We start from the raw sequence: 25,933 nt of genomic DNA, 5'->3' as shown, positions 1-25,933 counted from the left end.
AGATGACTCGCAAACCTGTTGTAATCGGTGTTACCGGGGGATCAGGCTCCGGTAAAACAAGTATAGCAAAAGCGATTTATGACCGCTTTAAGGGCCATTCGATTTTAATGCTAGAGCATGATTATTATTACAAAGATCAAACGCATTTATCTTTTGAGGAACGGCTAAAAACGAATTATGATCATCCTTTTGCCTTTGATACTGATCTATTAATTGAGCATATTCAAAGACTTTTGCAGTATGAGCATATTCAAAAGCCTGTATACGATTATGCAGCCCATACAAGATCTGAAGAAGTAATCGAAGTTGAGCCAAAGGATGTCATAATTATTGAGGGCATTCTTGTATTAGAGGATGAACGGCTTCGGGATTTAATGGATATCAAACTTTTTGTTGATACAGATGCAGATTTACGTATAATCCGCCGAATGATCAGAGATATTAAAGAACGCGGACGGACAATGGATTCCGTTATTGATCAATATGTCAATGTTGTCCGTCCTATGCATAATCAATTTATTGAGCCAACAAAACGATATGCTGATATCATTATACCTGAAGGCGGACAAAATCATGTGGCTATTGATTTAATGGTAACAAAAATTCAAACAATTCTTGAACAAAAGTCATTTTTGTGACACAATAGCATAGAAAATATAATACGGTCCTAAAAGTGGACAAAATAGTGCGCGCCCTGACAAGGTCGCGCACCTATGTTAATTATTAGAACTGAAAGCTACATAACAAATACAGAAAGAACGCAATTCTGCCAGAATTGTGAATATTTGAAGGAGTGAAGGTTGTGGCAATTGAAAAGGTTTTCCCAATGACGCAAGCCGGTAAAGAGAAGCTTGAACAGGAGTTAGAATATTTAAAGTCTGTAAAACGAAAAGAAGTTGTTGAGCGGATAAAAATCGCTCGCAGTTTTGGTGATCTTTCCGAGAACTCAGAATATGATTCCGCGAAGGAAGAGCAAGCGTTTGTTGAAGGACGTATTACTACAATAGAGAATATGATCCGTAATGCAAAAATTATTTCAGAAGCTGAATTAAGTGCGGATGTAGTATCACTAGGCAGCTCTGTTACATTTATTGAACTTCCAGATGGAGAAGAAGAAACATATTCAATCGTGGGGAGTGCAGAGGCGGATCCATTTGATGGTAAAATTTCAAATGATTCACCAATCGCGAAAAGCTTGCTTGGCCGCAAAGTCGGTGACGAGGTGAAAGTTCAGACTCCAGGTGGGGATATGGACGTGCGAATTGTCACAATTAAATAAAAGTTAACAGTTTGAAATTAAGAAACCTCGTCAAAACTTTTGACGAGGTGTTTTAATTTATGTGGAGAAAAAGAGCGATCGTATGGCTTTGTTTTTGTTTGTTGATGTTTTCTGCATTGCTGGGAAGGATGATTCAGCTTCAGTTAGTTTCGACAGAAGATTTTACAAAAAGACAAATCAACCTCCTTGAAGCAAGTGTAAGTCAGCGATCACAGGAGATGGTGCTCGATACGGGAAGAGGGAGTTTTCTTTATAGGGATGGGACACCCATTACGCATAAAAGTCTTCCAGTACTTATTCTGTTTCCATTTTTAAAAAAAATGGATTGGGAAATAGAAAAAGTGGCTGATATTGTAGGTGTATCAGAATATTCCCTTCGTTATGCCGTAAATCATTCAAAGGAACCATTTGCGTTTGGCGACCCGATGCCAATCCTTTTGTCAGAGACGCAAATGAAAGAAATCAATGAATTAAAGATCCCTGGTGTTTTTGCTGTCGAAAAGAAATATCATTTAACAGACAATCCGGCAGAACATTTAATAGGGATAATAGGCGAGAATGAAAATTTACTGCGCAAACGGTATCCCCACAAAGAGATTTCATCTTCGACGATGATCGGTTTAACGGGAATGGAGAAAAGCTTCGATGAATTTCTTCTTCCAGACGGAAAATCTAAGCTCGTCTTCCATGTTGATGCTACTGGGGGTCCTCTATTTGGTATTCATGTTAAATACGTCGAACCGGCGAATCCTTTTTATCCAGTCAACATTAAAACTACTCTTGATCCAGACTTACAACGCTTAGCAGAGGATTTAGCTGAAAGACATGGAATTAAAAAAGGAGGTGTTGTCCTTCTTGATATTGAATCTAATTCAGTTGCTGCGATTGTTTCCGAGCCTTCGATTAATCGCAAGGATCCATTTAATCAATCAGGCGGAGCCGAGAATTTAATGTTGAAGCAGCAAATAATGGGGTCTGTATTTAAGACTGTTGTTGCTGCGGCTGCAATCGATCATGAACTGACAGATACAACTCGTAAATTTGATTGCAGTAAAAAAATTAATGGAGATCCAGATTTACAATTTCAATATGGCATGCTAGATTTCACAACTAGCTTTGCCAGAAGCTGTAATAATACTTTTGCTACTTTAGCAAAGGAGCTCAAGGAGATTGATCCCAATATCCTTGAGAATTACGCTGAGAAACTATCGTTAATTGGGTCAGTTGGCTGGAAAGGAGATATTTATCATTTTAATGACTTTAAACAGCTACAAGAGGAAGAAAAGGGTAGAATTTTTATGACAGAAGATGAGAAGAAGGATCAGAACTTTGTCGGTTTAACGGGAATTGGCCAACATGAAGTAAGAGCCACTCCGCTTGCAGTTGCAAATATGATGGCAACGATCGCAAAGGGCGGAAAAAAAGAAATGGTCCGGGTTGCCTCAAAAATAGAATATAAGAATCGAACCTCTTTATTAGAATTTAAAAAGCAAGCAATCGAAGGAGAGACGATTTCTCCATATACGGCAATGAAGCTGCAAAAACTATTGAGGGAAGTTGTAATGAATGAAAACGGCACTGGAAGATGGTTCCAAGACCTTCCTTATGAGGTTGCAGGCAAATCTGGAACAGGAGAGACTGGAAGAACGAGGGGGGATCAGCCATTGTATAATAAATGGTTTGCGGGTTATTTTCCATATAAAAATCCGAAATATGCGCTTGTGACTGTTAATTTAGACGTAACTGCTGAAACAGGCGGTGTGAATACATTATTCGCTGATTTAGTGAAAGGGATCTATGATCTTGAGAATAAGAAAAATATTGAATAAGTTCATAAATACAAATAAGGTTCTTATGTCATCCTTGCAAATTCAGTTATTTCATGATTGAATGATAATGTTAAATTTTTTTCATCGATAAAAGGTTTCATAACATAGAGAAGCTGCAAGAGGGAGGAGATTTTTTGAAGGGAAAATATAGCTCACCAAGTCGGGATTCCCGATCTGAATCGAGAGGTAAAAGAAGAAAAACAAATTTAATTTTAAACTTGTCAATTGGTTTTGTTTTATTATTAATTGTCATAGTTTCTGCCACTATTTTTCTAGGCGGCAACAACGATGATACCGCAGGAAATCAACTTGAGAAACAGACAGAATCAGCACAGAATAATAAATCGGATCAGACTGAAAAAGACAATCAATCTAATGAACATGAGAATGCCGATGAAGAGAAAGTTGATTCAACTGATTCAACGGATTCGAGTGTAGAAAATGAAGATAATACCGAACAAAAGCAGGAGTCTAAAAATCAGTCTTCTGAACAACAAAACCCAACTCCAGCAAAAGAAGAGGACGCGGTTGTGACAACTGGCGGAACAGAAGAAAATGTGAAAAAGCCAATTGAAAATCCAAGTTGGAAGCCAATTGGAACTTCACAGGCTGGAGAGCATACATCCGTATACGACCAGAATTCAGTTGATTGGTCGGAAATGTCCCAAGCTATCTCATACGCTACTGGGATTGGACAGGACAATATGACTATCTGGTTTCTTGGGAATAACGGGCACAATAAATCAGTTGGAACGGTCTCGGCAAAGGGCCAGAAAGAAAAATATCGCGTCTATATTGAATGGGTCGACGGCCAAGGCTGGAAGCCAACAAAAGTAGAAGAAATCAATGAATAACTAACATAGAAAGAGGTCCGACAGAATGAAAATAGGGATAATTGGAGCAATGGAAGAGGAAGTAAAAATTCTTCGAGACAAGATTGAGGGAAAAAATCAGCATACAATCGCCGGGTGTGAGTATACAACGGGAAAAATGGGCGGGGTAGAGGTCATATTGCTGCGGTCTGGAATCGGCAAGGTGAATGCTGCTTTATCGACGGCGATTTTACTAGAAAGATTTAATCCTGATATTGTTATCAATACTGGGTCTGCAGGCGGTTTTAATCCAAATTTAAACGTCGGGGATGTCGTAATTTCATCTGAAGTAAGGCATCATGACGTAGATGTCACTGCTTTTGGCTATGAATATGGTCAAGTTCCCGGGTTGCCAGCTGCCTTCGAAGCTGACAGCAAGCTAGTGCAAATTGCGGTAGAGTGTGCCCGCGAAATTGAGGACATCCAAGTTGTAAAGGGCTTAATTGCAACAGGAGACTCCTTTATGAATGACCCTGTTCGTGTAGAATACATTCGTGAAAAGTTTACAGACTTACAGGCTGTAGAAATGGAGGCAGCTGCGATTGCGCAAGTGTCGTATCAGTTTAAAAAGCCTTTTGTTATTATTCGTTCTTTATCAGATATTGCTGGAAAGGAATCGGATACTTCATTTGAGCAGTATTTAGAAAAGGCTGCTTTACATTCTGCAGATCTTGTTATGAAAATTGTAAGTGCAATGAAATAGAGAAGAAAATTCCCTTCATTGCCTAATTTTAAGGTTTTTAAAAATTAATGATTTAAAATTGTTTACAAATTGCTCATACTTGGATATAATTACCTTTGAAAGTAAATAAATTCCTAAAGGAGGTCGAATGAAATGATGATGATTGTACTCATGAATGGTAAAGCAAACACAACTTTATATTTTACGAATTCGACCTACATGGAATGGATTGCTTAATCTTTTAACAATACACATTCATGCCGCAGGGAGAATCGTCTTTCCCTGTGGCATTTTTATGCTTTTTGCCGCAAGGATATCTCCATGCGGTTTTTTTGTGTCTTTTTAAAGATTGAGCTAGAGATTTAAAAGGAGGTGAGTCTAAATGACCTTAAATATATTTTTCTTAACGATCACAATTAAGAAGCGAAAACAAACAATTGAAGAGATTATGTATAACGAAATGGTCCACAAAATTCAAGAAGAAAATCGCGATCGTCAGTATACTTTATATCGTACATTTTAATTTTACAAAAAATTAAAGGAAAGGTGGTTTTTATAGTGATTTTTCTAATGCAAGGCCGTGAAGCAGTATTATGGGTGGAGAATGATACCACCTAGCTATAGAAAGTTAGGAGGAGGATGCGTTTGTCACTGCATGTCTTGTTATTAACGCTTTACTTCCGGAAAAAGAAAGGCAAATAATATGTTCTACATGCTATGCCCTCATATTTAACAGAAAGTTCACACGTGGCTTCATTTAATTCGCTGTGAATATGTTAAATTTAATGTAGATTAGGCTTATGAGAGTCTTAGTTCATCGAAAATAAAAGGGGTGCAAATGCATGTTCACAATTGTGATGGCTGCAGTACTTTGCAGTGTAGTTGGCTGTATTATTTACTCCGAAGTAAGTGTTGATGAAGTTAGTTTCGAATAAATCTTTAAAAAGGATTAACCGCTTGGTTAATCCTTTTTTCATCCATATTTAGTTAATGGGAAAATTAAAAAAGCCGCTTTTGGGCGGCTTTAAATGTTTGTAAAGTGTATCGTTTTAATATGCTGCATATTTAAGTAGATAAGTTCTTCTCTTGCTGTGACGAGTTCAATAAAATTATTTTGTAAACTGTTTAATTTACCAATGAAGTCAGCGTTTTCTCCTATATTTAATATGACTAATTCATTTACCATCTTTTCAATTTGGACCTCTAAAGTTCTTGCTAATGATATGTTAACGGGGTGCAATGGCAATTGCTGATTTGATAAACTATAAGGCCGTTGATTAGCCGTATAAGGAATAAGCCATTTTAAATGATTCAAAGAAATAAGCATCGTTTTATACACTGGTGAATAAAAGACAAAATAATTGTTCATAATGCTTGAAATATAACCAGGGATAGGCTGATTGCCGGTAATGTAGATTTCCGTAAACATTCCTTTTCCAAGATTTAATACCTTTCTTAAAGAAAGCTCCTCATCATGTTCAATGTTTGGCGTTCCAGTAGGAGGGGTAATATCAGCTTCTTTAGGTTCTAGCTTTGTTATATTTTGTATATGAACAATGGGAAGGTAAAGATAATCCTTCCCATCAAACAATACGATTACATCACTCCCTACCGCTATAAGCATTCCCTTAAGGATTCTTTTTCCAGGTAATTGTAATTTGATATTTTCGCCTATAAGTTTTTTTAGAATATTTTTCAAGTTTTATCCCTCCTTTCTTTTAAACCAAGCTAATCCATAAATAAGGATATGAAAGGATAAATGAGTTGGTTTTAAGGTGTAGTTTTTTAATTGGTGCGAAAGCTTTAGGGGCAGGAGAAATTTATTGGAGCTTCGAATAATTTATCTGCGTGAACCGCCAAAGACAGATTCAAATGCCATTACATTGCTATTGTTGTTGCTAGAGTTTTCGCTGTTGCTGTTATTCTTGGACATAGTATATTCGTTCACTTTAACAATATTGTTTATATGAGAGATATTTAAATGAGCTTGAACATCTTTTCCGATTAAGATCACATAATCATCTTCAATGGCAGCAAGGAAGCCGCTATACCCTTGATTATTGTTATTGTTATTGTTATTGTTGTTATCATTATCATTGTTGTTTTGATTACTGTTTTGGATGTCAATAGTAACCCATTTTGATTGGAGGCTTTCAAGGACCCCTCTTAATGATGATGCTTCTGTTGAGTAATCAGTTACAGATCTTGTTCTCGTTTTCTTTGTGTTTTTTGAATTCTTAGTGCTTTTTAAAAATCCTTTTACATTTTTAAGATTATGGTAAATAATATATTTGTCGGTTTCCATAACGAAATAGTCGTCTTTTATTGTTGTTAAAACCCCTTCGACTGAATTTCCATCACTGAGCAGGATATTAACTTCATTCCCAATAAGGGCAGTTAAATGATGATTGAATTCCATTTCGATAAACTCCTTTTAAAATATTTTTAATGCAGTCTATTAAGCTGTAAGAATACATACAGAATATTTATGATTAGTAGCTGTCCTCTTCTTCATTTTCTTCTTCTTCAATACTTACACCATAGCTAATGCTTCGAATATGATACATAGATAAACGCAGCAGTTCTTCATTGCGGAATAGAGCGACAAATTCGCCATTCGAATCATGAAGGACCCCTTCTACTTTTTCTGGTCCGCCGCGATTAATTGTTACCCATTGATACCTTAAATCTTCTAATAATTCTTCAAAAGTATCTGGAGCCACATAATCTAATGTGCTTAATTGATCAAGACTGTAGTTTTGTCCATTGTTATTTTTTCCGTTTGAACTTTCAGTCAAGCTTTTAATGTGCTGATTCTTGAAATATACTACTCCGTCATTTTGACTGTATAAAACTAGATAATCGTCTTTCACTCCAATCAGTACTCCAGAACCAGACTCTGGCCCGCCCCGATTGATCTTAATGACCTTATTTACTAAAGACTCCATCATGTCTTTACTCATGAGTTACTCCTCCTTAGGATTATATAAGCTTATTCACTGCATTTATATGTATCACGGAAGGACAATGTACTATTGAAAACGCCTGTTTTTTAGCATATTTAGTACAAATAGGCAAATGAGCAGTAGCTAATTCTATAAGATTCATACATATTTAAACTTGGTCGATACAAAAGATAAACGTGGGAAATATTCCCGAAGAAAATAAATGTAGTGGACAGACAAAAACAACTCCTTTTTCACATAGGAATTAGTTAAGGCTAAATGTTTGAAAGCGGGGGTGGAAAAAATGTCTGGAATTTTGACCGCACTTGGTTACTTAGTGAAAGAAATTGTTTTTCTTGTCTCTTATGTAAAAAATAATGCTTTTCCTCAACCGCTATCGGCTGCTGATGAAAAAAAATATTTGCGGTTGATGGCTGCTGGCGACACACATGCTCGCAATATGTTAATTGAGCATAACTTAAGGCTTGTGGCTCATATTGTGAAAAAGTTTGAAAATACAGGTGAGGATTCAGAGGATCTTATCTCTATCGGTACAATCGGTTTAATTAAGGCGATTGAAAGCTATTCAGAAGGAAAAGGAACAAAGCTGGCGACCTATGCAGCAAGGTGTATAGAGAATGAAATTTTAATGCATCTACGCGCCTTGAAAAAGACAAAAAAGGATGTTTCTCTTCATGACCCGATAGGGCAGGATAAAGAAGGGAATGAAATATCCCTTATTGATGTCCTTAAATCGGATTCCGAGGATGTAATCAATACCATTCAACTTAATATGGAACTTGAAAAGGTGAAGGAATATATCGGTGTATTAGATGAAAGGGAAAAAGAAGTTATTGTCGGTCGTTTTGGCTTAGACTTGCAGAAAGAAAAAACACAAAGGGAAATCGCTAAAGAGCTCGGCATTTCAAGAAGCTATGTGTCAAGAATTGAAAAACGTGCCTTAATGAAAATGTTTCATGAATTTTATCGTGCCGAAAAAGAGAAAGAAAAACGGAAAAATAATTAAAAAAAGCACAATCATGAGTTATTATACTAATACTTATGATTGTGCTTTCATTTTGTTAAGGAAATTATAAATTACCATCATGTGTTTAACTTTGTGAAAAATTTGTTTACGTCCAGCTCCAGCACCTACCCCCTCGAGGTCACAAGCCAATCCTCCCAGAAAGGTAAAGAACACCTTTCCGTGAGGATCGTCTTGTGCTTGTCGGGGGTGATCAAGGCGCTTGCGCATTTGGATCTGTTTTGCTCTATTCAATTCTTCCGTTCTTTAATACTAACTTCCAATTTTGTCCCCTATCAGCTGATTCGTATACATCAAATAAATAAGTGTCAAATGAGATTGTGTTTTCATCCTTATGATTAACAGCAATAAATGTAATCGGATTATCATAACTTAAAAAGGGGATATTCATTTGTTCACTTCCCAATGTATGAATATCCATCTTATAAAAAAGAACTTTATTATTTTCCACAGAGGAATAATAAAGATAATCTTCTGAAAAGGCTAATGCAGTTGACATAATGGAATCGGTAAGCTTATTCATATTTTTCCCTTTATCATTAGAAAAGAATATTCCACTTTTTGTTGACATCGCCATGATGCCATTATCTTTAGGGTGAACAGCAATCATTCCTAGTGTATCGGAATCTAAACCATTTAACTGTACTTGTTCCCAATTTTCCCCCTTATCTTCAGAGAGAAAAACCCCTGGCTTGATTTTTGAATTTTCTACTTCATTAATAATATAGATTGCACCAGATTGGAAACTTGCGCCTAAAAAGAAAAATCGGCCTTCCCCATAAAAAGCAAGCTTTTCTAGTGTACCTCCGCGATCAACGCTCTTAACGATTCCTAACGGGTTTTCTAATTTGGAGCCCTTTTCAGGATGGCCGCTTGCGATGAATCCATCATGGGTTGCTTGGAATCCCATGTATTCGTGTTTTTGAGAATTGCCTTCGAGCCATTCTCCGTTAGAAAATATTTTTATTCCTTCCTGTGAAGCAATATAAAGACCTTTATCATTCCCCGGATAACCTAATCCATATATTTGTTCTAACCGCCCGGGTTCTGCCTTTTTAAGCTCAAAGTTAACAGTCTTTACAGGTTCCTCTTTATTTGCTTGCTTCATTTTTTCATTTTGTTCTTGAGGTGAACAGCCAGAGACGATTAAAGCAAATGCCAATGCTAATAACGTCAAATATTTTTTAAGCTTTATCATGTTTGTCACTCCAACTGCATTTTTATGAAATATCCCTTCCCATAGTAACGGAAATGGTGTGGCGGAAGCAAAGTTTTTGTCCTCATATGCTGTCTAATTAAATGAACTTTTTGGAAAATTAACCTATAATATGATATGGATAGTTAAATGATTAGGGGGAAAATGAATGACAACGACAGCATATTCAACTGTTTGGGATTTAGATGTCTTTTTTAAAGGCGGGAGCTCCTCTCCGGCTTTTGCAGAGCATTTACAATCGACAGAAGAAAATATACATAATTTTAGCTTTCAAGTACATAAGTGGGAACCGGAGAACTCACTAGCAGACCAATCTTCTTTATTAAAATTAATCGAAAGCTTTCAAGCAGCTACAAAAAAACTACGTGAAGCGGGTGCTTTCGTCAGTTGTTTGCAAGCGCAAAATACAAACGATAAAAAAGCGGGTGAGCATCGTGCAAGAGTCACTCAGCTAAGTGCAAGCTTTCAGAACGTTTTAACTGCATTTGATGAAAAGTTAACAAGCATTGATTCTTCTGTTTGGGAAGAATTGATGAAAGAGGATGGATTAAAGGAATTAGCTTTTGTGCTAACTGAGCGTCGCGAAATAGCAGCAGAGAAATTATCAAAAGAGGAAGAAAGCCTCATTAATGCTCTTGGGGTGGATGGCTACCATAGTTGGAGCCAGCTTTATGACTTAGTTGTCGGGAAAATAAAAATTCCTTTTTCAGAGGACGGAGAAGTAAAGGATTTATCTGTCGGGCAAGCTGCTAATAAATTTTCCAGTCCGGATAGAGAAGTTCGGAAAAATGTATTTGAAAAATGGGAACAATCTTGGCGGGAACAAACAGATTATTTATCAAAAGCTATAAACCATTTAGCAGGATTTAGATTAAGTGTGTACAAGCAGCGCGGCTGGGAGAACGTCTTGAAGGAACCTTTAGCTATTAATAGAATGAGTGAAGAAACACTTAATACGATGTGGGACGTAATTACTAAAAATAAACAGCTCCTTGTTGAATTCCTCAATAGAAAGGCTAAGTTGCTTGGTGTTGAAAAATTAAATTGGTTTGATTTAGATGCTCCAATAACGAAAGCGGATGCGAAGATTTCGTATCAAGAAGGAGCAGAGTTTATTTTAGAAAACTTTTCTCATTTTAGTGGAGAAATGACAGCGTTTGCTAAGATGGCCTTTGAAGATAAATGGATTGAGGCAGAGGATAGACCTGGGAAGTCACCTGGCGGCTTTCATACATATTTCCCGGAAAGCAGCCAATCTAGAATTTTTATGACATATTCAGGAACACCTTCGAATATCTCGACTTTGGCACATGAGCTTGGACACGGCTTCCATACGTATGCAATGCGAGATCTCCATTCATTAAACCGAAATTATGCAATGAATGTCGCAGAGACAGCTTCTACTTTTGCTGAGATGATCGTATCGGATGCTTCTGTGAAAAACGCAAAAACAGAGCAGGAAAAACTTGCGCTTCTTGAAGATAAAATACAAAGAACAGTTGCATTCTTTATGAATATCCATGCCCGCTTCTTATTTGAGACACGTTTCTATGAAGAGAGGAAGAATGGAACCGTTAACACAGTCAGATTAAATGAACTGATGGAAGAAGCACAGAAGGAAGCATACTGCAATGCACTTGGCGAATATCACCCAACATTTTGGGCTTCTAAGCTTCACTTCTATATTACGGGTGTTCCGTTTTACAACTTCCCTTATACGTTTGGTTATCTATTCTCACTTGGAATTTATGCACGTGCATTGGAGGAAGGAAAGGGCTATGAGGAGAAGTATATTGCTCTACTGAAAGATACAGCTTCCATGACTGTTGAAGATTTAGCGAAGAAGCATTTGAATGAAGATTTATCAAAACCAGATTTTTGGGAAAAAGCTGTAAAGCTTTGTATCGATGATATCGAAGAATTCCTTGCTTTAACAGAAGAATAATAGAAATATAAAAGCCGCACCTGTAGTAAATAATGGTGCGGCTTTAAGCTTGTTACATATCAATAGTCTAAAGTTTAGACCTTTTTTAATTTAAATGGGCTTACCATTAATAAGGAAAGAATAATCATGATAAAAAAGAATGCGGGTGCGGGAATATAAGGGATTGCAAGAAAGCTAAGTGTTACAAGGCAGCCAGCTGCCGTAATAGGAAGTCCCGTAAAGTAGCCGTTATTCTCGCTAATATTAAATCGAGCGAGACGGAAAGCACCACAGCCAATATAAAAAATAGTGAAAAATGACCCTGGGCCTCCAAATTCGAATAAAATTCCTTGATATATTAATAGTGCAGGGGCAACTCCAAATGATATAATATCACTCATGGAATCTAATTGCTTTCCTAATTCAGATTCAATTTGCAGTTTCCTGGCAATCATACCATCAAATCGGTCAGCTAATGCTGCAACAAAAATGAGCAGCAAGCTTAAATTTAAATTTTGATTAAAGGCAAATATAATAGCAAAGCCGCCCAATGATAAATTAGTTAATGTTAGTACATTCGCTGTTTGAGCTTTAAGCTTTTTAATTGTTTGATCAAATATATCGGATAAAAACATTTACCACACTCCTTCTTATGCTATAAGAGGTTATTCAAAAAGTCCGGGAAAAATATCTGTCGAATTTCGGCGTCAGCTTGCTTCTCCGCTCCTCACGTATTAAAAGCATACGTTCCGGTGCTCGAAGGCTGCGCTTCCTTGAACTTCTCGGCTATTTTTGTCCTCCTTTTTGAAACACCCACTAAAATAATAGGTCGGTTATTTTCTAACTTTGCTTTTAAAAATAATTGCATCTCAAAGTTCTTATATTAATAATATTTAATTTTAATCTTTTTAGTACTGCCAGTAAAGGAAATATTAACTATTTGGAGGTGGAATAATGAAACAATCTCTTTATCGACTTTTTATTGAGCTAACGAACGGAAAAATCACTTCAGGCTTATTAAAAAGATTTGCGCGTTCAAGAGCAAGTCGAATGTTTGTCTCATCCTTTAGTCAAGCATATAAAATTAACGAAGATGAAATGGAGAAAAGGTTAACCGATTACCCAACGCTGCATGATTTCTTTACAAGGACACTCAAACATGGTGTTCGCCCGATTGATGAAGGTGCTGATTCAATTGTCAGCCCTGTTGATGCAGTCATCGAAAACATAGGAATGATAAAACCTGAACATATCATTACGGTTAAAGGCAAAGATTACTCGATTAAAGAAATGCTAGGAAAGGAAGAAAAAATTGAAAAGTATACGGATGGCTACTTTATCATCTTCTATTTAAGTCCTAGTCATTATCACAGAATTCATAGCCCGGTTACAGGCCGTGTCATTGATCAATGGACATTAGGCAAGAAGTCTTATCCAGTTAATAAATACGGTTTGAAATACGGTAAAAATACCCTTTCAAAAAATTATCGGACAATTACAGAGGTTGAACATAAATTTGGAAAAATTTCCATTGTGAAGGTTGGTGCCATGTTTGTCAATTCAATTGAAGTAATTCACGAAGGGGATGAATTAGTTAAAGGAGATGAAATGGCTTACTTTTCCTTTGGTTCAACGGTTGTGCTCTTGTTTGAAAAGGGAAGTTTTACTCCATTATCTTCAATAAAAACTCCTTACGACATTAAAGTAGGTGAATGTGCAGGATACATGAGTCATCAATAAGTAAGAACAAGAGAATAAAAACCAGAGGGTCATTAATATAGCGTGCTAGGAGAGATTGAAAAAAACATGCCCGACATGAAGGTTAATTTGCAATCTTCACGCCGGAAATTCATGTTTCCCTTAGGTCTGGAAAGCTCTACAATTCTTTGCTCTTCGTAGAATGTAATTGATTCCATTAGGATGAAACCTTCATTTTATGAGATAATGAACGTCGGTGAATTTCAGTTTTGATCAGATTGATAAAATCAATGCTTAAGTTAAGTTCGATCGCTTTATAATACGATTCAATTAATAATTCGTCTGACAGCTTTCGCATGTCTATTCACCTCCATTTTGTATTTAAAAAGTTCTATAAGATTATTTTCATACATATAATGTAAGATTTAATGTTGTAACATTACTCTAGCAAATTTTAATATTTAGAACAACCGTTCTCTTATCCACAGACCTTCGTGGATAACTTGTGGTTAAGTTGTTAATTGTTGAGGGAGAAGCACGTAGATAGGTGTGGTTAATGTGTATAAAGTTATCCACAATATTGGGCGGGATGAAAATTGTCGAAAAGTTTTCTGAATATCCCGAAATAACGTAAGTTTGAAAGAGCGCATAAAATTAGTTATGATGAGTACAAATTAATGGAATTATACATATAAACAGAGGTGTTAAATATAGTGTTAAAGCAATTTTTGCCGGATCAGCATGCTAAAAGTATTTTTGAAGTCACTCCGGAAAGCCTAAAGGAAAAAGGTATTAAAGGTATTATTACAGATTTGGATAATACGCTTGTCGAATGGGATCGGCCAAATGCGACACCAAAATTAATAAAATGGTTTGAAGAAATGAAAAACAGCAATGTGAAAATAACGATCGTTTCTAATAATAATGACAGCCGAGTGAGGGCTTTTTCCGAACCGCTTAATATCCCGTTTATCCCGATGGCGAGAAAGCCTTTAGGACGAGCATTTAAAAGAGCACTAACGGAAATGGGTCTAAAGAAAGAAGAGACTGTCGTGATTGGCGATCAGCTGTTGACAGATGTGTTAGGTGGCAATCGGAGCGGTTTCCAAACCATTCTTGTTGTTCCGGTTGCACAAACAGACGGCTTCTTTACTAGGTTTAATCGCTTAGTTGAAAGAAGAATTTTAAATTGGTTTCGAAAAAAAGGCATGATTCAGTGGGAGGATTAATTTAGTGAGTGAACAATATATATGTATAGGCTGCGGTGTCAAAATTCAAACAGAAGATCGTAATGCAATTGGTTATGCACCGCAATCTGCACTGCTTAAGGAAGCGATTATTTGTCAGCGCTGCTTCCGATTAAAGCATTATAATGAAGTACAGGATGTTAATTTAACCGATGATGATTTTCTAAAAATATTGAATGAGATTGGTAAAAGAGATTCTCTCATTGTAAAAATAGTTGATATTTTTGATTTTAACGGCAGCTGGCTGCCAGGGCTTCATCGGTTTGTCGGAAATAATAAAATTCTTCTCATCGGCAATAAAGTTGACCTATTGCCGAAATCCATTAAGCACAATAAGTTAATGAATTGGATGAAGCAAGAAGCAAAAGAGCTGGGCTTGAAGCCAGAGGATGTTTTCCTTGTTAGTGCAGCTACAGGTAAGAATATTAGTGAAGTAGCAGAAGCCATTGATAAATACCGAAAAGGCAAAGATGTATATGTTGTCGGCTGTACAAATGTCGGCAAATCAACATTTATTAACCGAATTTTAAAAGAGGTAACTGGAGAAGGGGATGTCATAACAACTTCTCATTTTCCTGGTACGACGCTTGATATTATTGAAATTCCATTATCTGATGGAAAGTCTTTAGTAGATACTCCGGGAATTATTAATCACCATCAAATGGCGCATTTTGTCGATAAGAGAGATTTGAAAATCATTACGCCAAAAAAAGAAATAAAACCGACTGTATTTCAGTTAAATGAAGGTCAAACTCTTTTTATGGGAGGATTAGCCCGTTTCGACTATATGACAGGCGGCAGAAGATCCTTCGTTTGTCATTTTTCTAATGAATTACATATTCATCGGACGAAATTAGAAAATGCGGATGAACTATATAAAAACCATGTCGGCGAAATGCTAACCCCGCCAAGAACGGAACAATTAGAGAGCTTCCCAGAGTTAGTTAGGCATGAGTTTACAATTAAAGAAGGAAAAACGGATATTGTTTTTTCAGGACTCGGCTGGATAACAGTCAATGAACCGGGGGCTAAAGTTGCTGCCTATGTTCCAAGAGGCGTCCATGCACTATTAAGAAAATCATTAATATAAAAATTAGACGAATTGTCTAGCTTCAGCGCTTACCCCCTCGAGGTCACAAGCCAATACACCCAGAAAGGTAAGGTACGCCTTTCCGTGAGGCTTGTCTTGTGTTTGTCGGGGTTAAGCACGAAGAAAAGCTTCTGCGAATATTCATCGCAGGAACAATTGTTGTCCTTGAATGTTCCGAAGGCGCTTACGCATTTCTTAGAGGGGGAGAGCGATGTGAAAAAGCTTTTTGCAGTTATAGGCGATCCGATTGCCCATTCCATGTCGCCTGTGATGCATAATGATTTATTCCAGGCTTATGAGATTGATGCTTATTATCAGCCGCTTCATGTCAAAAGAGAAGACTTAGAAGTGGCGATAAAAGGTTTAAAGGCAATTGGAATTGCCGGTTTTAACGTGACCGTTCCACATAAAGAAGCAATCATCCCATTGCTTGATGAGCTCGATCCACTTGCTAAATCCATCGGAGCGGTCAATACAGTAGTAAATGAAAATGGGAAACTCATAGGGTTTAATACAGATGGTAGTGGTTATGTAAGAGGGTTGTTAGAAGAATTACCATCTCTTCAAGATAAAAAAGTACTAGTCATTGGGGCTGGCGGGGCAGCGCGGGGGATTTATTTTACAATGGCACAGGCTGGAGTGGTCCAATTAGATATTTCTAATCGAACCGTTTCAAAGGCTAATGTTATCGTTAGTGAATGCCCTTTCGATGTCCAATCAGAAGTCCTCAATATGGATGAAGCGGAAAAAAACCTTGGACAGTATGATTTAATTATCCAAACAACTCTAGCTGGGATGGCTCCTAATATTCAGGAGCTGCCGATTTCTATCCAACATTTGAAAGCGGGCTCTTTTGTTAGTGATATCATTTATAATCCGCTTGAAACTACATTTTTACAGGAAGCAAAAAAGAATGGCGCAGACATTCAAAATGGCTTAAATATGTTTGTCTTTCAAGGCGCACTTGCCTTTGAAAAATGGACGGGGATTTTTCCAGATACGAAGCGAATGAGAAAGATCGTTCTTTCACAACTAGGAGGATAACAAAATGTTAACAGGAAAACAAAAACGATTTTTACGTGCGAAAGCTCATCATCTAAATCCGATTTTTCAAGTCGGAAAGGGTGGCGTAAATGAAAATATGATTAAACAAGTAAGTAATGCACTCGAAGCGCGTGAACTCATGAAAATTACAATCTTGCAAAATTGTGATGAAGATAAAAATACTGTCGCTGAACAATTATCAAATGGTGCCAATGCGGAGCTTGTGCAAATTATTGGCCATACAATTGTCCTTTATAAAGAATCAAGGGAAAATAAACAAATACAGTTACCATAATCGGAGCTATTGGGAGAACGTGGCGTTTTGAACTTAATAAGAAAGCGGGAGGTATGAATCTTGAGAAAAGTCGGCATACTTGGAGGAACATTTGATCCGCCACATCTTGGCCATTTAGTTATTGCGAATGAAGTATTTCATGATTTTAATCTTGATGAAATTTGGTTCATGCCAAACCAGGAGCCTCCCCATAAAAAAAAAACATCTGCCACCCGGGATGCTGACAGAGTAAATTTATTGAAGCTAGCTATTAATGGGCATCCTAATTTCAAAATTGAATATATTGAGCTTCAAAGATCTGGGCCATCCTATACTTACGAAACGATGAAAATTCTAAAGGAAATGCATCATGATAAACAATTTTATTTTATCATTGGGGCTGATATGATTGAGTATTTGCCAAAATGGAAGAATATCGATCAATTAGTTGAAATGGTGCAATTTATTGGTGTAAATCGGCCATCATACCGTAATGAAAGTAATTATCCAATACTTTATGCAAATGTTCCAAATATGGAGATTTCATCAAGCCTTATTCGTAACCGTATACAGGAAAAAAAGACGATTCGATTTTTAGTTCCTGATTCTGTGAGGAACTATATTAAGGAGAAAAATTTATATGAATCGTGAATCTGCTTTAAAAATAGTTAAAGAACAATTAACGGAGCATCGTTATCAGCATACGTTAGGGGTCATGGAAACAGCGTTATTTTTAGCAAACCAATATGGTGCAGATGAAAAGAAAGCTGAGCTTGCCGCAATTTTTCATGACTATGCTAAGTTTAGGCCAAAAGAGGAAATGAAAAAAGTTATTATCGAACAGAATATGCCGGAGTGTCTTCTTGATTTTAATAGTGAACTATGGCATGCTCCTGTCGGGGCTTTTCTTGTGCAAAAGGAAGTCAGCATACAGGATGATGAAGTTTTAGACGCAATCAGATATCATACATCTGGAAGAACGAAGATGACTTTGCTTGAAAAGGTTATCTACCTTGCGGATTATATCGAACCCGGAAGGCATTTTCCAGGGGTTGAAGAAGTACGGGAAATGGCAAAAGAAAGCTTGGATAAAGCTTTAATTAAATCCATTCAAAACACAATTTTTTTCTTAATGAAAAAAGGCCAGCCAGTATTTCCTACTACGTTTCACACATATAATGACTTAATAATGCAGTCGGGAGGACTGAACGAATGAACGAAAAAGATTTACTTTTAACAGCTGTTAAAGCCGCTGATGATAAACGCGCAGAAGATATCCTTGTTTTGAATATGAAAGGTATTTCCTTAATCGCAGATTATTTTCTTATTTGCCATGGGAATTCTGATAAGCAAGTACAGGCCATTGCAAGAGAATTGAAGGAAAAAGCTATGGAAAAAGGTTTTACAGTGAAGAGACTAGAAGGTTTTGACGAAGCGAAATGGGTTTTAGTTGATTTAGGAGATGTTGTTGCTCATATCTTCCATCGTGATGAAAGAAGCTATTATAATTTGGAACGCCTATGGGGCGATGCGCCGATCGAAAATGTCCAAAGTGAGCTTAATCAATGAGTTATGAAAAATTTGCCTATCTATATGATCAATTAATGAAAGATGTTCCGTATAACAAATGGACCGATTTCATTTTAGATATGGCAAAGAAATATGAAGTGAAAGGGTTTAAACTACTTGATTTAGGCTGTGGCACTGCTGAGCTTTCTATTAAGCTTGCGGAAAAAGGTTTTCAAGTAACTGGGGTCGACTTATCAGAGGATATGCTGACAGTTGCTCAAACGAAAGCTAATGAAAAAGGGCTAGATTTGCTATTTTTTCAGCAAAATATGGCAGAGCTAAACGGTCTAGGATCATTCGATATAATTGGGATATTTTGTGATTCATTAAATTATTTACAGTTAGAAGAAGATGTATTGAACACTTTTCAGCGTGTTTATCACCATTTAGATGATCATGGACTATTTATTTTTGATGTCCATTCGGTTTTTAAAATGGAAGAAATATTTATGAATCAAACATTTGCTGTCAATGATGACGACATCAGTTATATTTGGCACTGCTTTGAAGGGGAATATCCTAACAGTGTAGAGCATGACCTAAGCTTTTTTGTTTTAGATAAAGAGAGTGATATGTATAGTCGTTATGATGAGCTTCATTTGCAGCGGACATATCCAGTTGACGTATATAAGAAATGGCTTCATGAATCGGGTTTTGAGGTTGTTGAGGTAACAGCAGATTTTGAGGCTCAACCCCCTCAGGAGCAATCTGAACGTATTTTTTTTATATGCAGAAAAGCGAAATTATCATAATAGCAAAAAGGAAAAAGACCGGCTTAAGTAGCCGGTCTAAAAATTTCTTTCAAATAAGAAGGAATTCTACAAATTATGCAGAATTATTTATGATAGGAGAGTATAATATTTTTTTACTTGGTCAATATCTTCATCAAACTTTGCATGTGTCGCTTGAAAAACATGTTCAAACAAATCACCTAATTCACTTTCCATGACTTTAATAGCCTCTCCAGTTATTCCTCCTTTTACACAAACCTTTTCTTGTAATGTCGGCAATGAATAAAATCCTTTTTTCATTAATTCTCCCATTCCAATGAGCATCTTTTCCGCCAAAATTGTAGCGGTTTCTTGGTCAATCTCTGTTTCTTTTACTGCAGCGAGAATAAACCTCTGCGTCAAATAACTGAAAAAAGCGGGACCACAGCTTACAATATCAGAAGCTACTCTCGTAATATTTTCTTCTATTTCAACAGTTGTCGAGATTTTCTCAAACATCATTTTAAGAATGGTTTTCCACTCGGGCCTGCAGTTTTCTCCAAACGATAATAAAGAAACCCCAGAGAGCGCGCGATTTGTTATACTCGGAATAATCCTTGCAACTGAACAAGGAGCGATACTTTCTAATTGCTCCACATTAATGGGGCTTGTAATGGAAACAATGCATTTATCTTTAGAAAGATAAGGTGAAATATCTTTAATGACATTATGAACGTCATGAGGCTTTACACAAACAAAGATGAGTGAGGATTGCTCCGCTACATCTTTACCCGTTTTTGCCAAATGTATCTCCTGATAATTCTTCTTAATTTCTTGTGCTTTCGAAATTGTTCGATTTGTGATCGTCATCGAAGAAGGGGAAGCGGCTTTTCCATCAAGTAATGCTTCTGCCAGTATTCTCCCCATATTACCTGTTCCAATAATTCCGATTTTCATGTGTCTTCCCTCCTTCACAAGCGAGTTTTCTCCTATACAATATGAATTTCCCTTATAGAATATGCCAAATAAGAAAGGATGATATGGTTGATACACTTGATTAAAGAGCACAAAATATATATTATTTCAGGATTAGTTGCTAGTATTGCGGCGATTTATTTTATATTTCAGCCTGATGAGGAACAGAGCAATATATTCGAAGACAATAATCTGCTGCTGACAGATGAACAGAATATAGCTGTCAATTCGGATGCAGAAATAGTTCATGAATCAGTTATAGTAGATGTAAAAGGTGCGGTGATTAAACCAGGTGTTTATGAAGCGGATATAAATGACCGAGTCATCGATTTAATTCGTAAGGCAGGTGGATTACATGAATCTGCAGATGAAGCGAAAATTAATTTCGCGATAAGGGTAGAGGATGAAATGGTTATTTATGTTCCAAAGATCGGTGAAGAGGTAATGGATTCCGTTCCTTCAATCACGGATGAGGGATCAAGTAATCTTGGACAATCAAAAAATGATGGCAAAGTGAATTTAAATACTGCGAATGAAACAGAGTTACAAAGTTTGCCTGGAATTGGCCCAGCAAAAGCAGCAGCTATTATTGAATTTCGCGAAACAAACGGTCCTTTTAAAGTGATAGAAGATTTAAAATCGATAAGCGGAATAGGAGAAAAAACTTTTGAGAAATTAAGCGACAGTATAAAAGTGAAATAATGAATCTTCCATTGACCCGATTCCACATCAAAGCTTAAACTTGACGTATAACAATTGAGAAAATTTTAGTAAGGAGTAAAGATTGTGGGAAGAAAAAGCTGGGATGAATATTTCTTAGATATTGCAGAAGCAGTTGGATCACGTTCAACTTGCCCAAGACTACATGTTGGCTGTGTCATTGTTAAGGATAAACATATTGTGTCCACTGGATATAATGGCTCGATACATGGCCACGAGCATTGCGAGGATGACGGTTGTTTGATCAATGATGAGGGAAGATGTATTCGAACACTGCATTCTGAACTTAATGCAGTTCTGCATGCTGACAGAGGATTAATACAAGAAGCAACAGCTTATGTTACGCATGAGCCATGCGAAAATTGTGCAAAGACTTTAGCACAATCTGGCATCGCAAAAGTTGTTTATCGACATGCCTACCCGAATAAATACAATGAACAATTTTTGAAAAATGTAGAAGTCGTTCACCTTCCTTTCAAGAGTGAAGCCCAATAAAAGGTATAGGATTTCACCTATGCCTTTTTACAAAAAGCTTGATATTTTGTCGTTGATTGGAGCGGAAGGCTCGAGATCCTCAAAATGCATACGCGTTTTTTCGTGCGGTGTTAATTCACGGATGAATATTTAATGTCCTGCTGGAAAAGCGAGTCAAAGGGAGACCCCGCAGACGCAAAAGCGACGAGGAGGCTCCCTGACCGCTCGCGATCGCTAAGTGCCTGTAGCGGAAATCAACAGAAACGTATAAAAATTAAAAGGAGATATTCATATATGAAAGGCAAATGGATTTACTTCACAGTTGCCTCACTAATGGGGATTTTGACAAGCCTTCTAAACGGAATGATCTTTTTAGCTTTAATATTTCTCATATTATTTCTTTATAAAAAGAAGAATTTTACAAAGAGGCAACTTGTCACTATCAGTATGATTTTTATTGTTTTTTTCATCCGAACCGAATTGAAAGAAAAATCGAATCATAGCGACATTCCTTACAATAAAACGAACTTTTTCATTTCTCTGCAAGAAAATATAAAGGTAGATGGAGATAAGTTTACGGCAACAGCGAAAGAAATAAACTATAAAGAAAAACTCATCGTTACGTATAAAATAAAAACAGAAAATGAGAAGAAGCTCATAGAAAAAAGCTTCAAGACAGGGATGGCCTGTAAATTAACTGGCTCTTTAGAGGAACCATTTACCGCAACTAACATCAACGCCTTTAATTATAAAGAATATTTACATAGAAATCAGACCTTTTGGATTTTAAAAGCAGAACAAGTCCAACCTTCCAATTGTATTCCCCAAAAGAAAACCCCTCTATCTCTCATTCGTACGATCAGAGAAAATGGAATCGAATATGTTAAAAATCATTTCCCAAAGGAGACGGCCCCGTTAGCGATAGCCTTGCTTTTCGGAGATCGAAATTTTATTGAAGAAGATGTGATAAATGCCTATCAAAAACTTGGCATTGTTCATTTATTAGCGATTTCTGGTCTTCACGTTGGTATGCTTGCTGGATTGATTTATTTTATAGGCATTCGAGCAGGAGTAACGCGAGAGAAGATGACTTCAGCTTTGCTTATGTTTTTGCCGTTTTATGCTATTATTACAGGCGCTTCCCCTTCCGTTATCCGTGCAGTTTTTATGATGATGATTTTTTTAGCTTTACAAAAATGGGGAAAGCGGCTTTCGTTAGTAACAGCGGATGTACTTGGGATTGTTTTTATCATTTACACCTTTTTTTCACCTTATATCATTTATAATGTCGGATTTCAGCTTTCCTTCGGAGTAAGCTTATCACTTATTCTTTCAGCTCCTATTATTTTAAAACGCTTTTCTCATCCTATTTCTATATTGTTTGCTACATCTTTGATTTGCCAGCTAGCTGCTACCCCGATTATGTTTTATTATTTTTATGAAGTTTCCCTCATTTCTGTTTTAGCAAATATACTGTTTGTTCCTCTTTTTTCTATGTTGATTTTGCCTGCTGTTTTTATCATTTTCCTTTTACACCTTTTATTTCAAGGTCATATTCAGCTTCCCGTTACAATATTAAATGTGATTATTTTTTGGATGGATCAAATAGCTGGCCGGTTTGCACAAATACCTTTTGCAATGATTACGCTAGGAAGGCCGCCTACTGTCGTTTTAATCCTATATTTAATTTGTTTACTATGCTATTTTTCTTTATGGGAGAAAGTAAAAGGGATTCGTAAGATGCTAAAGCTTCAAGGAATCCCGCTTATTCTATTATTCATTCATGGCTCTAGCCTATTCTTATCTCCGTATGGGGAAATCACCTTTATTGATGTTGGACAGGGTGACAGTATTTTCATTAAGCTTCCCCATGGAAAAGGGAATTACTTAATTGATACGGGAGGAACATTGCTGTTTAATAATGAGGATTGGCAGATACGAAGGAGTCAGTATGATGTTGGTAAAGATGTCGTCGTTCCTTTTTTGAAAAGCAAGGGAATAACGACAATTGATAAACTTATTTTAACGCATGGAGATGCTGACCATATTGGCGGTGCAGCAGAGGTTTTGCAGGAAATAAAGGTGAAGGAAATGATTTTACCTATTAGTGAGAACCTTTCAGAGTTAGAAAAAAATTTATTACAAACAGCCAACAAAAAGAAAATCCCATTTCGATTTACGATGGCAGGAGATGGCTGGAAGGCTGGCGGGATCATTTTTCAAGTGTTGTCTCCCCAAGATAAAACAGAGAAAGACAGAAATAACGGCTCTGTTGTTCTTAATGCAAAAATAGGGGGATTAACATGGCTGTTTACAGGTGATTTAGAAGAGAGCGGAGAGGAGAAATTAATTAATCGTTATCAAAATTTAAAAATTGACGTTTTAAAGGTTGGACATCATGGCAGTAAATCATCTACATCGCCTGCCTTCCTTGATCGGATTTCTCCAAAGCTCGCTGTCGTTTCTGCAGGAAAAAATAATCGCTACGGCCATCCTAATAAAGAGGTGCTAAAGAATTTAAGTGAAAGAAATATTAACGTTCTCCGCACAGATCAGCATGGAGGAATAACTTATTATTTTAAAGGAAATCATGGAACCTTTTCTGTCATGGTGCCATAAGATGAAATTAAATATATTGAATGAAATGAATGGAGGCTACGGTTAAGGTAGCCTCCAATGGTTCAATTTACAATTTTTAGTTCTATGTAACAATTAAGAGCCCACAACTTTTACGACTGTCGCAATAATAAATAATGTTGCGAAGAAACCGAAAGACACGATAAAACCAACTCCAGAGTCGATAGCGTCATTTCGCTTACTTTGGACGTTTTTTTCAAATTCGTTCACAGTCTACCCCTCCTATATCCTTTTCCTCACATTACGGGCAGTAACCCCCTACCTCCTGTGAGGATGCTGCCTGAAAAACCTGATTGTTTCAACAAACCATCAACATCTCAGCTGAAGGAACTTTCGCCTTTTAGTATAAGCTAAAGTCAAGAAAAAATCTAGCTGTCCCCTGCTGCATTTCCACTGTTGACAAGAGTTGTCACAAATAAGTTGAACTTGTCTGGCTACAATATTTAATACAGTTATGCACCGTCGTGACTTGAGTATCCTAGGCCTCATGTACCGACGTTCATTATAGATGGGAGAATTGACACTTAATGGAGTGGGTGTCAATTCTCTTTTGAAAAGGATTGATGCTTTTTATACAATCTCCCGCCTTTTTTTAACTTGTCAAAATGGACAAGGTTCATTAGGATAAAAGTATCTTAATGGAACGGAGAGAAAATCAGTGGTTTTTGATTTATGGAAGCAAATTAAAGCAAAAAAATTTACTCCGATTTTTTTATTATACGGGGCGGAGTCATTTCTTATTAATGAAACGAAACAGTTATTAATTTCCAATGTTTTAAGTGAAGCGGAAATGGATTTTAATCTTTCTTCTTATGACCTCGAGGAAACTGCGATTGATTTGGCACTTGAAGATGCCGAAACATTGCCTTTCATGGGGGAAAAAAGATTAATTTTTTTACATAATCCTGTTTTTCTAACATCTGAGAAAACGAAAGAAAAGGTTGAACACAATTTAGCTAAGCTAGAATCGTATATAAAGGAACCATCTCCTTTTACAATTATCGTTTTTATTGCTAATTACGAAAAATTAGATGAACGGAAAAAATTAACGAAAGAATTAAAAAGGAGCGCATCAATTCTTGAGGCAAAAAAGCTAAATGAAGGAGAATTAAAAGCTTGGATTAAAGAACGAGCTGCTGCAAATGACGTGGAAATTGATGATCAGGCGGCAGAATACATGCTTACTCTTGCAGGTACAAATTTATTTTTACTAACGAGTGAAATTGATAAGCTTGCATTATACTGTGGTGCTGGTAAACGAATTGATATGAATATTGTTGAAAGATTAGTTTCACGTTCATTGGAGCAAAACATCTTTACTCTTGTTGATAAAATCATTCACCGCAAAATTGATGAGGCATTAAGGATTTTTTATGATTTGTTAAAGCAAAATGAGGAGCCGATCAAAATTTTAGCGATTATTACTGGGCAATTTAGGCTCATTTATCAAGTAAAGGAGCTGGCAAGAAAAGGTTATGGCCAACAGCAAATAGCTGGGTATTTAAAGGTTCATCCCTTCCGTGTCAAGCTTGCTGCGGGACAGGCTCAGCTTTTTGGGGAAAAAGAGCTCACATATATAATGAAATTATTAGCAGAAGCGGATTATCAAATGAAAACAAGCAGTATGAAAAAAGAATTGCTTATTGAAATGTTTTTATTCAGATTGAAGGACCCTATCTAAATAGAAAAACGGCCTATCGGCC

At 36.6% G+C, this 25,933-nt stretch carries 29 protein-coding genes; 21 read left to right on the top strand and 8 right to left on the bottom strand.

The genetic code is table 11. From position 1 onward, the window contains the following. Positions 1-2 precede the first annotated feature (2 nt). From udk to F7731_RS03540, 6 genes are all read left to right on the top strand, one after another. Positions 3-638 carry a uridine kinase gene (udk, locus tag F7731_RS03565; protein WP_151533383.1) on the top strand — a complete coding sequence of 212 codons (636 nt, stop codon included), beginning with the start codon at positions 3-5 and terminating at the stop codon, positions 636-638. 164 nt (positions 639-802) lie between these two features. Then, positions 803-1,279 carry a transcription elongation factor GreA gene (greA, locus tag F7731_RS03560; protein WP_151533382.1) on the top strand — a complete coding sequence of 159 codons (477 nt, stop codon included), beginning with the start codon at positions 803-805 and terminating at the stop codon, positions 1,277-1,279. A 59-nt stretch (positions 1,280-1,338) separates the two neighbouring features. Then, positions 1,339-3,108 carry a peptidoglycan D,D-transpeptidase FtsI family protein gene (locus F7731_RS03555; protein WP_151533381.1) on the top strand — a complete coding sequence of 590 codons (1,770 nt, stop codon included), beginning with the start codon at positions 1,339-1,341 and terminating at the stop codon, positions 3,106-3,108. 134 nt (positions 3,109-3,242) lie between these two features. Beyond that, a complete protein-coding gene (locus tag F7731_RS03550) occupies positions 3,243-3,962 on the top strand; it encodes a YrrS family protein (RefSeq protein ID WP_151533380.1) in 720 nt (239 codons plus the stop codon). Positions 3,963-3,987: 25 nt separating this feature from the next. Next, positions 3,988-4,683, top strand: coding sequence for a 5'-methylthioadenosine/S-adenosylhomocysteine nucleosidase (gene mtnN, locus F7731_RS03545; RefSeq protein WP_151533379.1), 696 nt, complete (start codon positions 3,988-3,990; stop codon positions 4,681-4,683). A 361-nt stretch (positions 4,684-5,044) separates the two neighbouring features. After that, complete coding sequence (locus F7731_RS03540; RefSeq protein ID WP_151533378.1) at positions 5,045-5,185, top strand: YrzI family small protein; 141 nt, start codon at positions 5,045-5,047, stop codon at positions 5,183-5,185. Positions 5,186-5,686: 501 nt separating this feature from the next. Here the strand turns inward: F7731_RS03540 and F7731_RS03535 are convergent. The 3 genes from F7731_RS03535 to F7731_RS03525 form a co-directional block, all read right to left on the bottom strand. Continuing rightward, on the bottom strand, positions 5,687-6,361 hold the full coding sequence (locus F7731_RS03535) for a DUF2642 domain-containing protein (protein WP_151533377.1): 675 nt from the start codon (positions 6,359-6,361) through the stop codon (positions 5,687-5,689). A gap of 141 nt (positions 6,362-6,502) precedes the next feature. After that, complete coding sequence (locus tag F7731_RS03530) at positions 6,503-7,081, bottom strand: hypothetical protein (protein ID WP_151533376.1); 579 nt, start codon at positions 7,079-7,081, stop codon at positions 6,503-6,505. Between the two features lie 73 nt (positions 7,082-7,154). Continuing rightward, positions 7,155-7,625, bottom strand: a complete 471-nt coding sequence (locus F7731_RS03525; RefSeq protein WP_151533375.1) for a hypothetical protein — start codon at positions 7,623-7,625, stop codon at positions 7,155-7,157. 286 nt (positions 7,626-7,911) lie between these two features. On the opposite strand from F7731_RS03525, the gene sigK reads away from it, so the two are divergent. Beyond that, positions 7,912-8,634 carry an RNA polymerase sporulation sigma factor SigK gene (gene sigK / locus F7731_RS03520; protein WP_151533374.1) on the top strand — a complete coding sequence of 241 codons (723 nt, stop codon included), beginning with the start codon at positions 7,912-7,914 and terminating at the stop codon, positions 8,632-8,634. A 244-nt stretch (positions 8,635-8,878) separates the two neighbouring features. Here the strand turns inward: sigK and F7731_RS03515 are convergent, their stop codons facing one another. Continuing rightward, positions 8,879-9,850, bottom strand: a complete 972-nt coding sequence (locus tag F7731_RS03515) for a F510_1955 family glycosylhydrolase (protein WP_246197121.1) — start codon at positions 9,848-9,850, stop codon at positions 8,879-8,881. Positions 9,851-10,016: 166 nt separating this feature from the next. On the opposite strand from F7731_RS03515, the gene F7731_RS03510 reads away from it, so the two are divergent. Continuing rightward, positions 10,017-11,813 carry a M3 family oligoendopeptidase gene (locus tag F7731_RS03510; protein WP_151533373.1) on the top strand — a complete coding sequence of 599 codons (1,797 nt, stop codon included), beginning with the start codon at positions 10,017-10,019 and terminating at the stop codon, positions 11,811-11,813. A 74-nt stretch (positions 11,814-11,887) separates the two neighbouring features. Here the strand turns inward: F7731_RS03510 and pssA are convergent, their stop codons facing one another. After that, positions 11,888-12,427: a CDP-diacylglycerol--serine O-phosphatidyltransferase gene (gene pssA / locus F7731_RS03505; RefSeq protein WP_151533372.1), complete on the bottom strand. Its 540-nt coding sequence runs from the start codon at positions 12,425-12,427 to the stop codon at positions 11,888-11,890. Between the two features lie 319 nt (positions 12,428-12,746). Here pssA and F7731_RS03500 point away from each other — a divergent pair, with 319 nt between their 5' ends. Further along, positions 12,747-13,532, top strand: coding sequence for a phosphatidylserine decarboxylase (locus F7731_RS03500; protein ID WP_151533371.1), 786 nt, complete (start codon positions 12,747-12,749; stop codon positions 13,530-13,532). Between the two features lie 175 nt (positions 13,533-13,707). Here F7731_RS03500 and F7731_RS03495 read toward each other — a convergent pair whose 3' ends face one another. Then, complete coding sequence (locus tag F7731_RS03495) at positions 13,708-13,848, bottom strand: sporulation histidine kinase inhibitor Sda (protein WP_151533370.1); 141 nt, start codon at positions 13,846-13,848, stop codon at positions 13,708-13,710. A 355-nt stretch (positions 13,849-14,203) separates the two neighbouring features. On the opposite strand from F7731_RS03495, the gene F7731_RS03490 reads away from it, so the two are divergent. The 8 genes from F7731_RS03490 to F7731_RS03455 all read left to right on the top strand — a co-directional run bounded on the left by F7731_RS03490 (position 14,204) and on the right by F7731_RS03455 (position 19,466). After that, complete coding sequence (locus tag F7731_RS03490) at positions 14,204-14,719, top strand: YqeG family HAD IIIA-type phosphatase (RefSeq protein WP_151533369.1); 516 nt, start codon at positions 14,204-14,206, stop codon at positions 14,717-14,719. A gap of 4 nt (positions 14,720-14,723) precedes the next feature. Beyond that, positions 14,724-15,827, top strand: coding sequence for a ribosome biogenesis GTPase YqeH (yqeH, locus tag F7731_RS03485; protein ID WP_212031141.1), 1,104 nt, complete (start codon positions 14,724-14,726; stop codon positions 15,825-15,827). A 213-nt stretch (positions 15,828-16,040) separates the two neighbouring features. After that, positions 16,041-16,871, top strand: coding sequence for a shikimate dehydrogenase (gene aroE / locus F7731_RS03480; protein ID WP_151533367.1), 831 nt, complete (start codon positions 16,041-16,043; stop codon positions 16,869-16,871). Positions 16,872-16,875: 4 nt separating this feature from the next. Continuing rightward, on the top strand, positions 16,876-17,166 hold the full coding sequence (yhbY, locus tag F7731_RS03475; RefSeq protein WP_151533366.1) for a ribosome assembly RNA-binding protein YhbY: 291 nt from the start codon (positions 16,876-16,878) through the stop codon (positions 17,164-17,166). 60 nt (positions 17,167-17,226) lie between these two features. After that, a complete protein-coding gene (locus tag F7731_RS03470; protein WP_151533365.1) occupies positions 17,227-17,796 on the top strand; it encodes a nicotinate-nucleotide adenylyltransferase in 570 nt (189 codons plus the stop codon). Then, the gene (yqeK, locus tag F7731_RS03465) at positions 17,786-18,361 is read left to right on the top strand and encodes a bis(5'-nucleosyl)-tetraphosphatase (symmetrical) YqeK (protein ID WP_151533364.1); all 576 of its coding nucleotides are present in this window, start codon (positions 17,786-17,788) and stop codon (positions 18,359-18,361) included. The genes F7731_RS03470 and yqeK overlap by 11 nt, the downstream gene beginning before the upstream one ends. Beyond that, positions 18,358-18,714, top strand: coding sequence for a ribosome silencing factor (gene rsfS, locus F7731_RS03460; RefSeq protein ID WP_151533363.1), 357 nt, complete (start codon positions 18,358-18,360; stop codon positions 18,712-18,714). Before yqeK ends, rsfS begins: the two co-directional genes overlap by 4 nt. Continuing rightward, on the top strand, positions 18,711-19,466 hold the full coding sequence (locus F7731_RS03455; protein ID WP_151533362.1) for a class I SAM-dependent DNA methyltransferase: 756 nt from the start codon (positions 18,711-18,713) through the stop codon (positions 19,464-19,466). Before rsfS ends, F7731_RS03455 begins: the two co-directional genes overlap by 4 nt. An 87-nt stretch (positions 19,467-19,553) precedes the next feature. Here F7731_RS03455 and comER read toward each other — a convergent pair whose 3' ends face one another. Further along, on the bottom strand, positions 19,554-20,381 hold the full coding sequence (comER, locus tag F7731_RS03450) for a late competence protein ComER (protein WP_151533361.1): 828 nt from the start codon (positions 20,379-20,381) through the stop codon (positions 19,554-19,556). A gap of 78 nt (positions 20,382-20,459) precedes the next feature. On the opposite strand from comER, the gene F7731_RS03445 reads away from it, so the two are divergent. The 3 genes from F7731_RS03445 to F7731_RS03435 all read left to right on the top strand — a co-directional run bounded on the left by F7731_RS03445 (position 20,460) and on the right by F7731_RS03435 (position 24,212). After that, positions 20,460-21,101, top strand: coding sequence for a helix-hairpin-helix domain-containing protein (locus F7731_RS03445; RefSeq protein ID WP_212031140.1), 642 nt, complete (start codon positions 20,460-20,462; stop codon positions 21,099-21,101). A gap of 84 nt (positions 21,102-21,185) precedes the next feature. After that, positions 21,186-21,614 (top strand): deoxycytidylate deaminase, encoded by a 429-nt coding sequence (locus F7731_RS03440; protein WP_151533359.1) that lies wholly within the window; start codon positions 21,186-21,188, stop codon positions 21,612-21,614. A gap of 273 nt (positions 21,615-21,887) precedes the next feature. Next, the gene (locus F7731_RS03435) at positions 21,888-24,212 is read left to right on the top strand and encodes a DNA internalization-related competence protein ComEC/Rec2 (protein ID WP_151533358.1); all 2,325 of its coding nucleotides are present in this window, start codon (positions 21,888-21,890) and stop codon (positions 24,210-24,212) included. Between the two features lie 93 nt (positions 24,213-24,305). Here the strand turns inward: F7731_RS03435 and F7731_RS03430 are convergent, their stop codons facing one another. Beyond that, the gene (locus tag F7731_RS03430) at positions 24,306-24,440 is read right to left on the bottom strand and encodes a YqzM family protein (RefSeq protein WP_151533357.1); all 135 of its coding nucleotides are present in this window, start codon (positions 24,438-24,440) and stop codon (positions 24,306-24,308) included. 448 nt (positions 24,441-24,888) lie between these two features. On the opposite strand from F7731_RS03430, the gene holA reads away from it, so the two are divergent. Next, positions 24,889-25,911 (top strand): DNA polymerase III subunit delta, encoded by a 1,023-nt coding sequence (holA, locus tag F7731_RS03425; protein ID WP_151533356.1) that lies wholly within the window; start codon positions 24,889-24,891, stop codon positions 25,909-25,911. Positions 25,912-25,933: the final 22 nt, after the last annotated feature.

Origin of the sequence: Cytobacillus depressus (assembly GCF_008923245.1) — a bacterium.
Classification (GTDB): Bacteria; Bacillota; Bacilli; order Bacillales; family Cytobacillaceae; genus Cytobacillus; species Cytobacillus depressus.
Note: the sequence above shows the minus strand (reverse complement) of the source record. Positions and strands in the feature narration are given on the sequence as shown.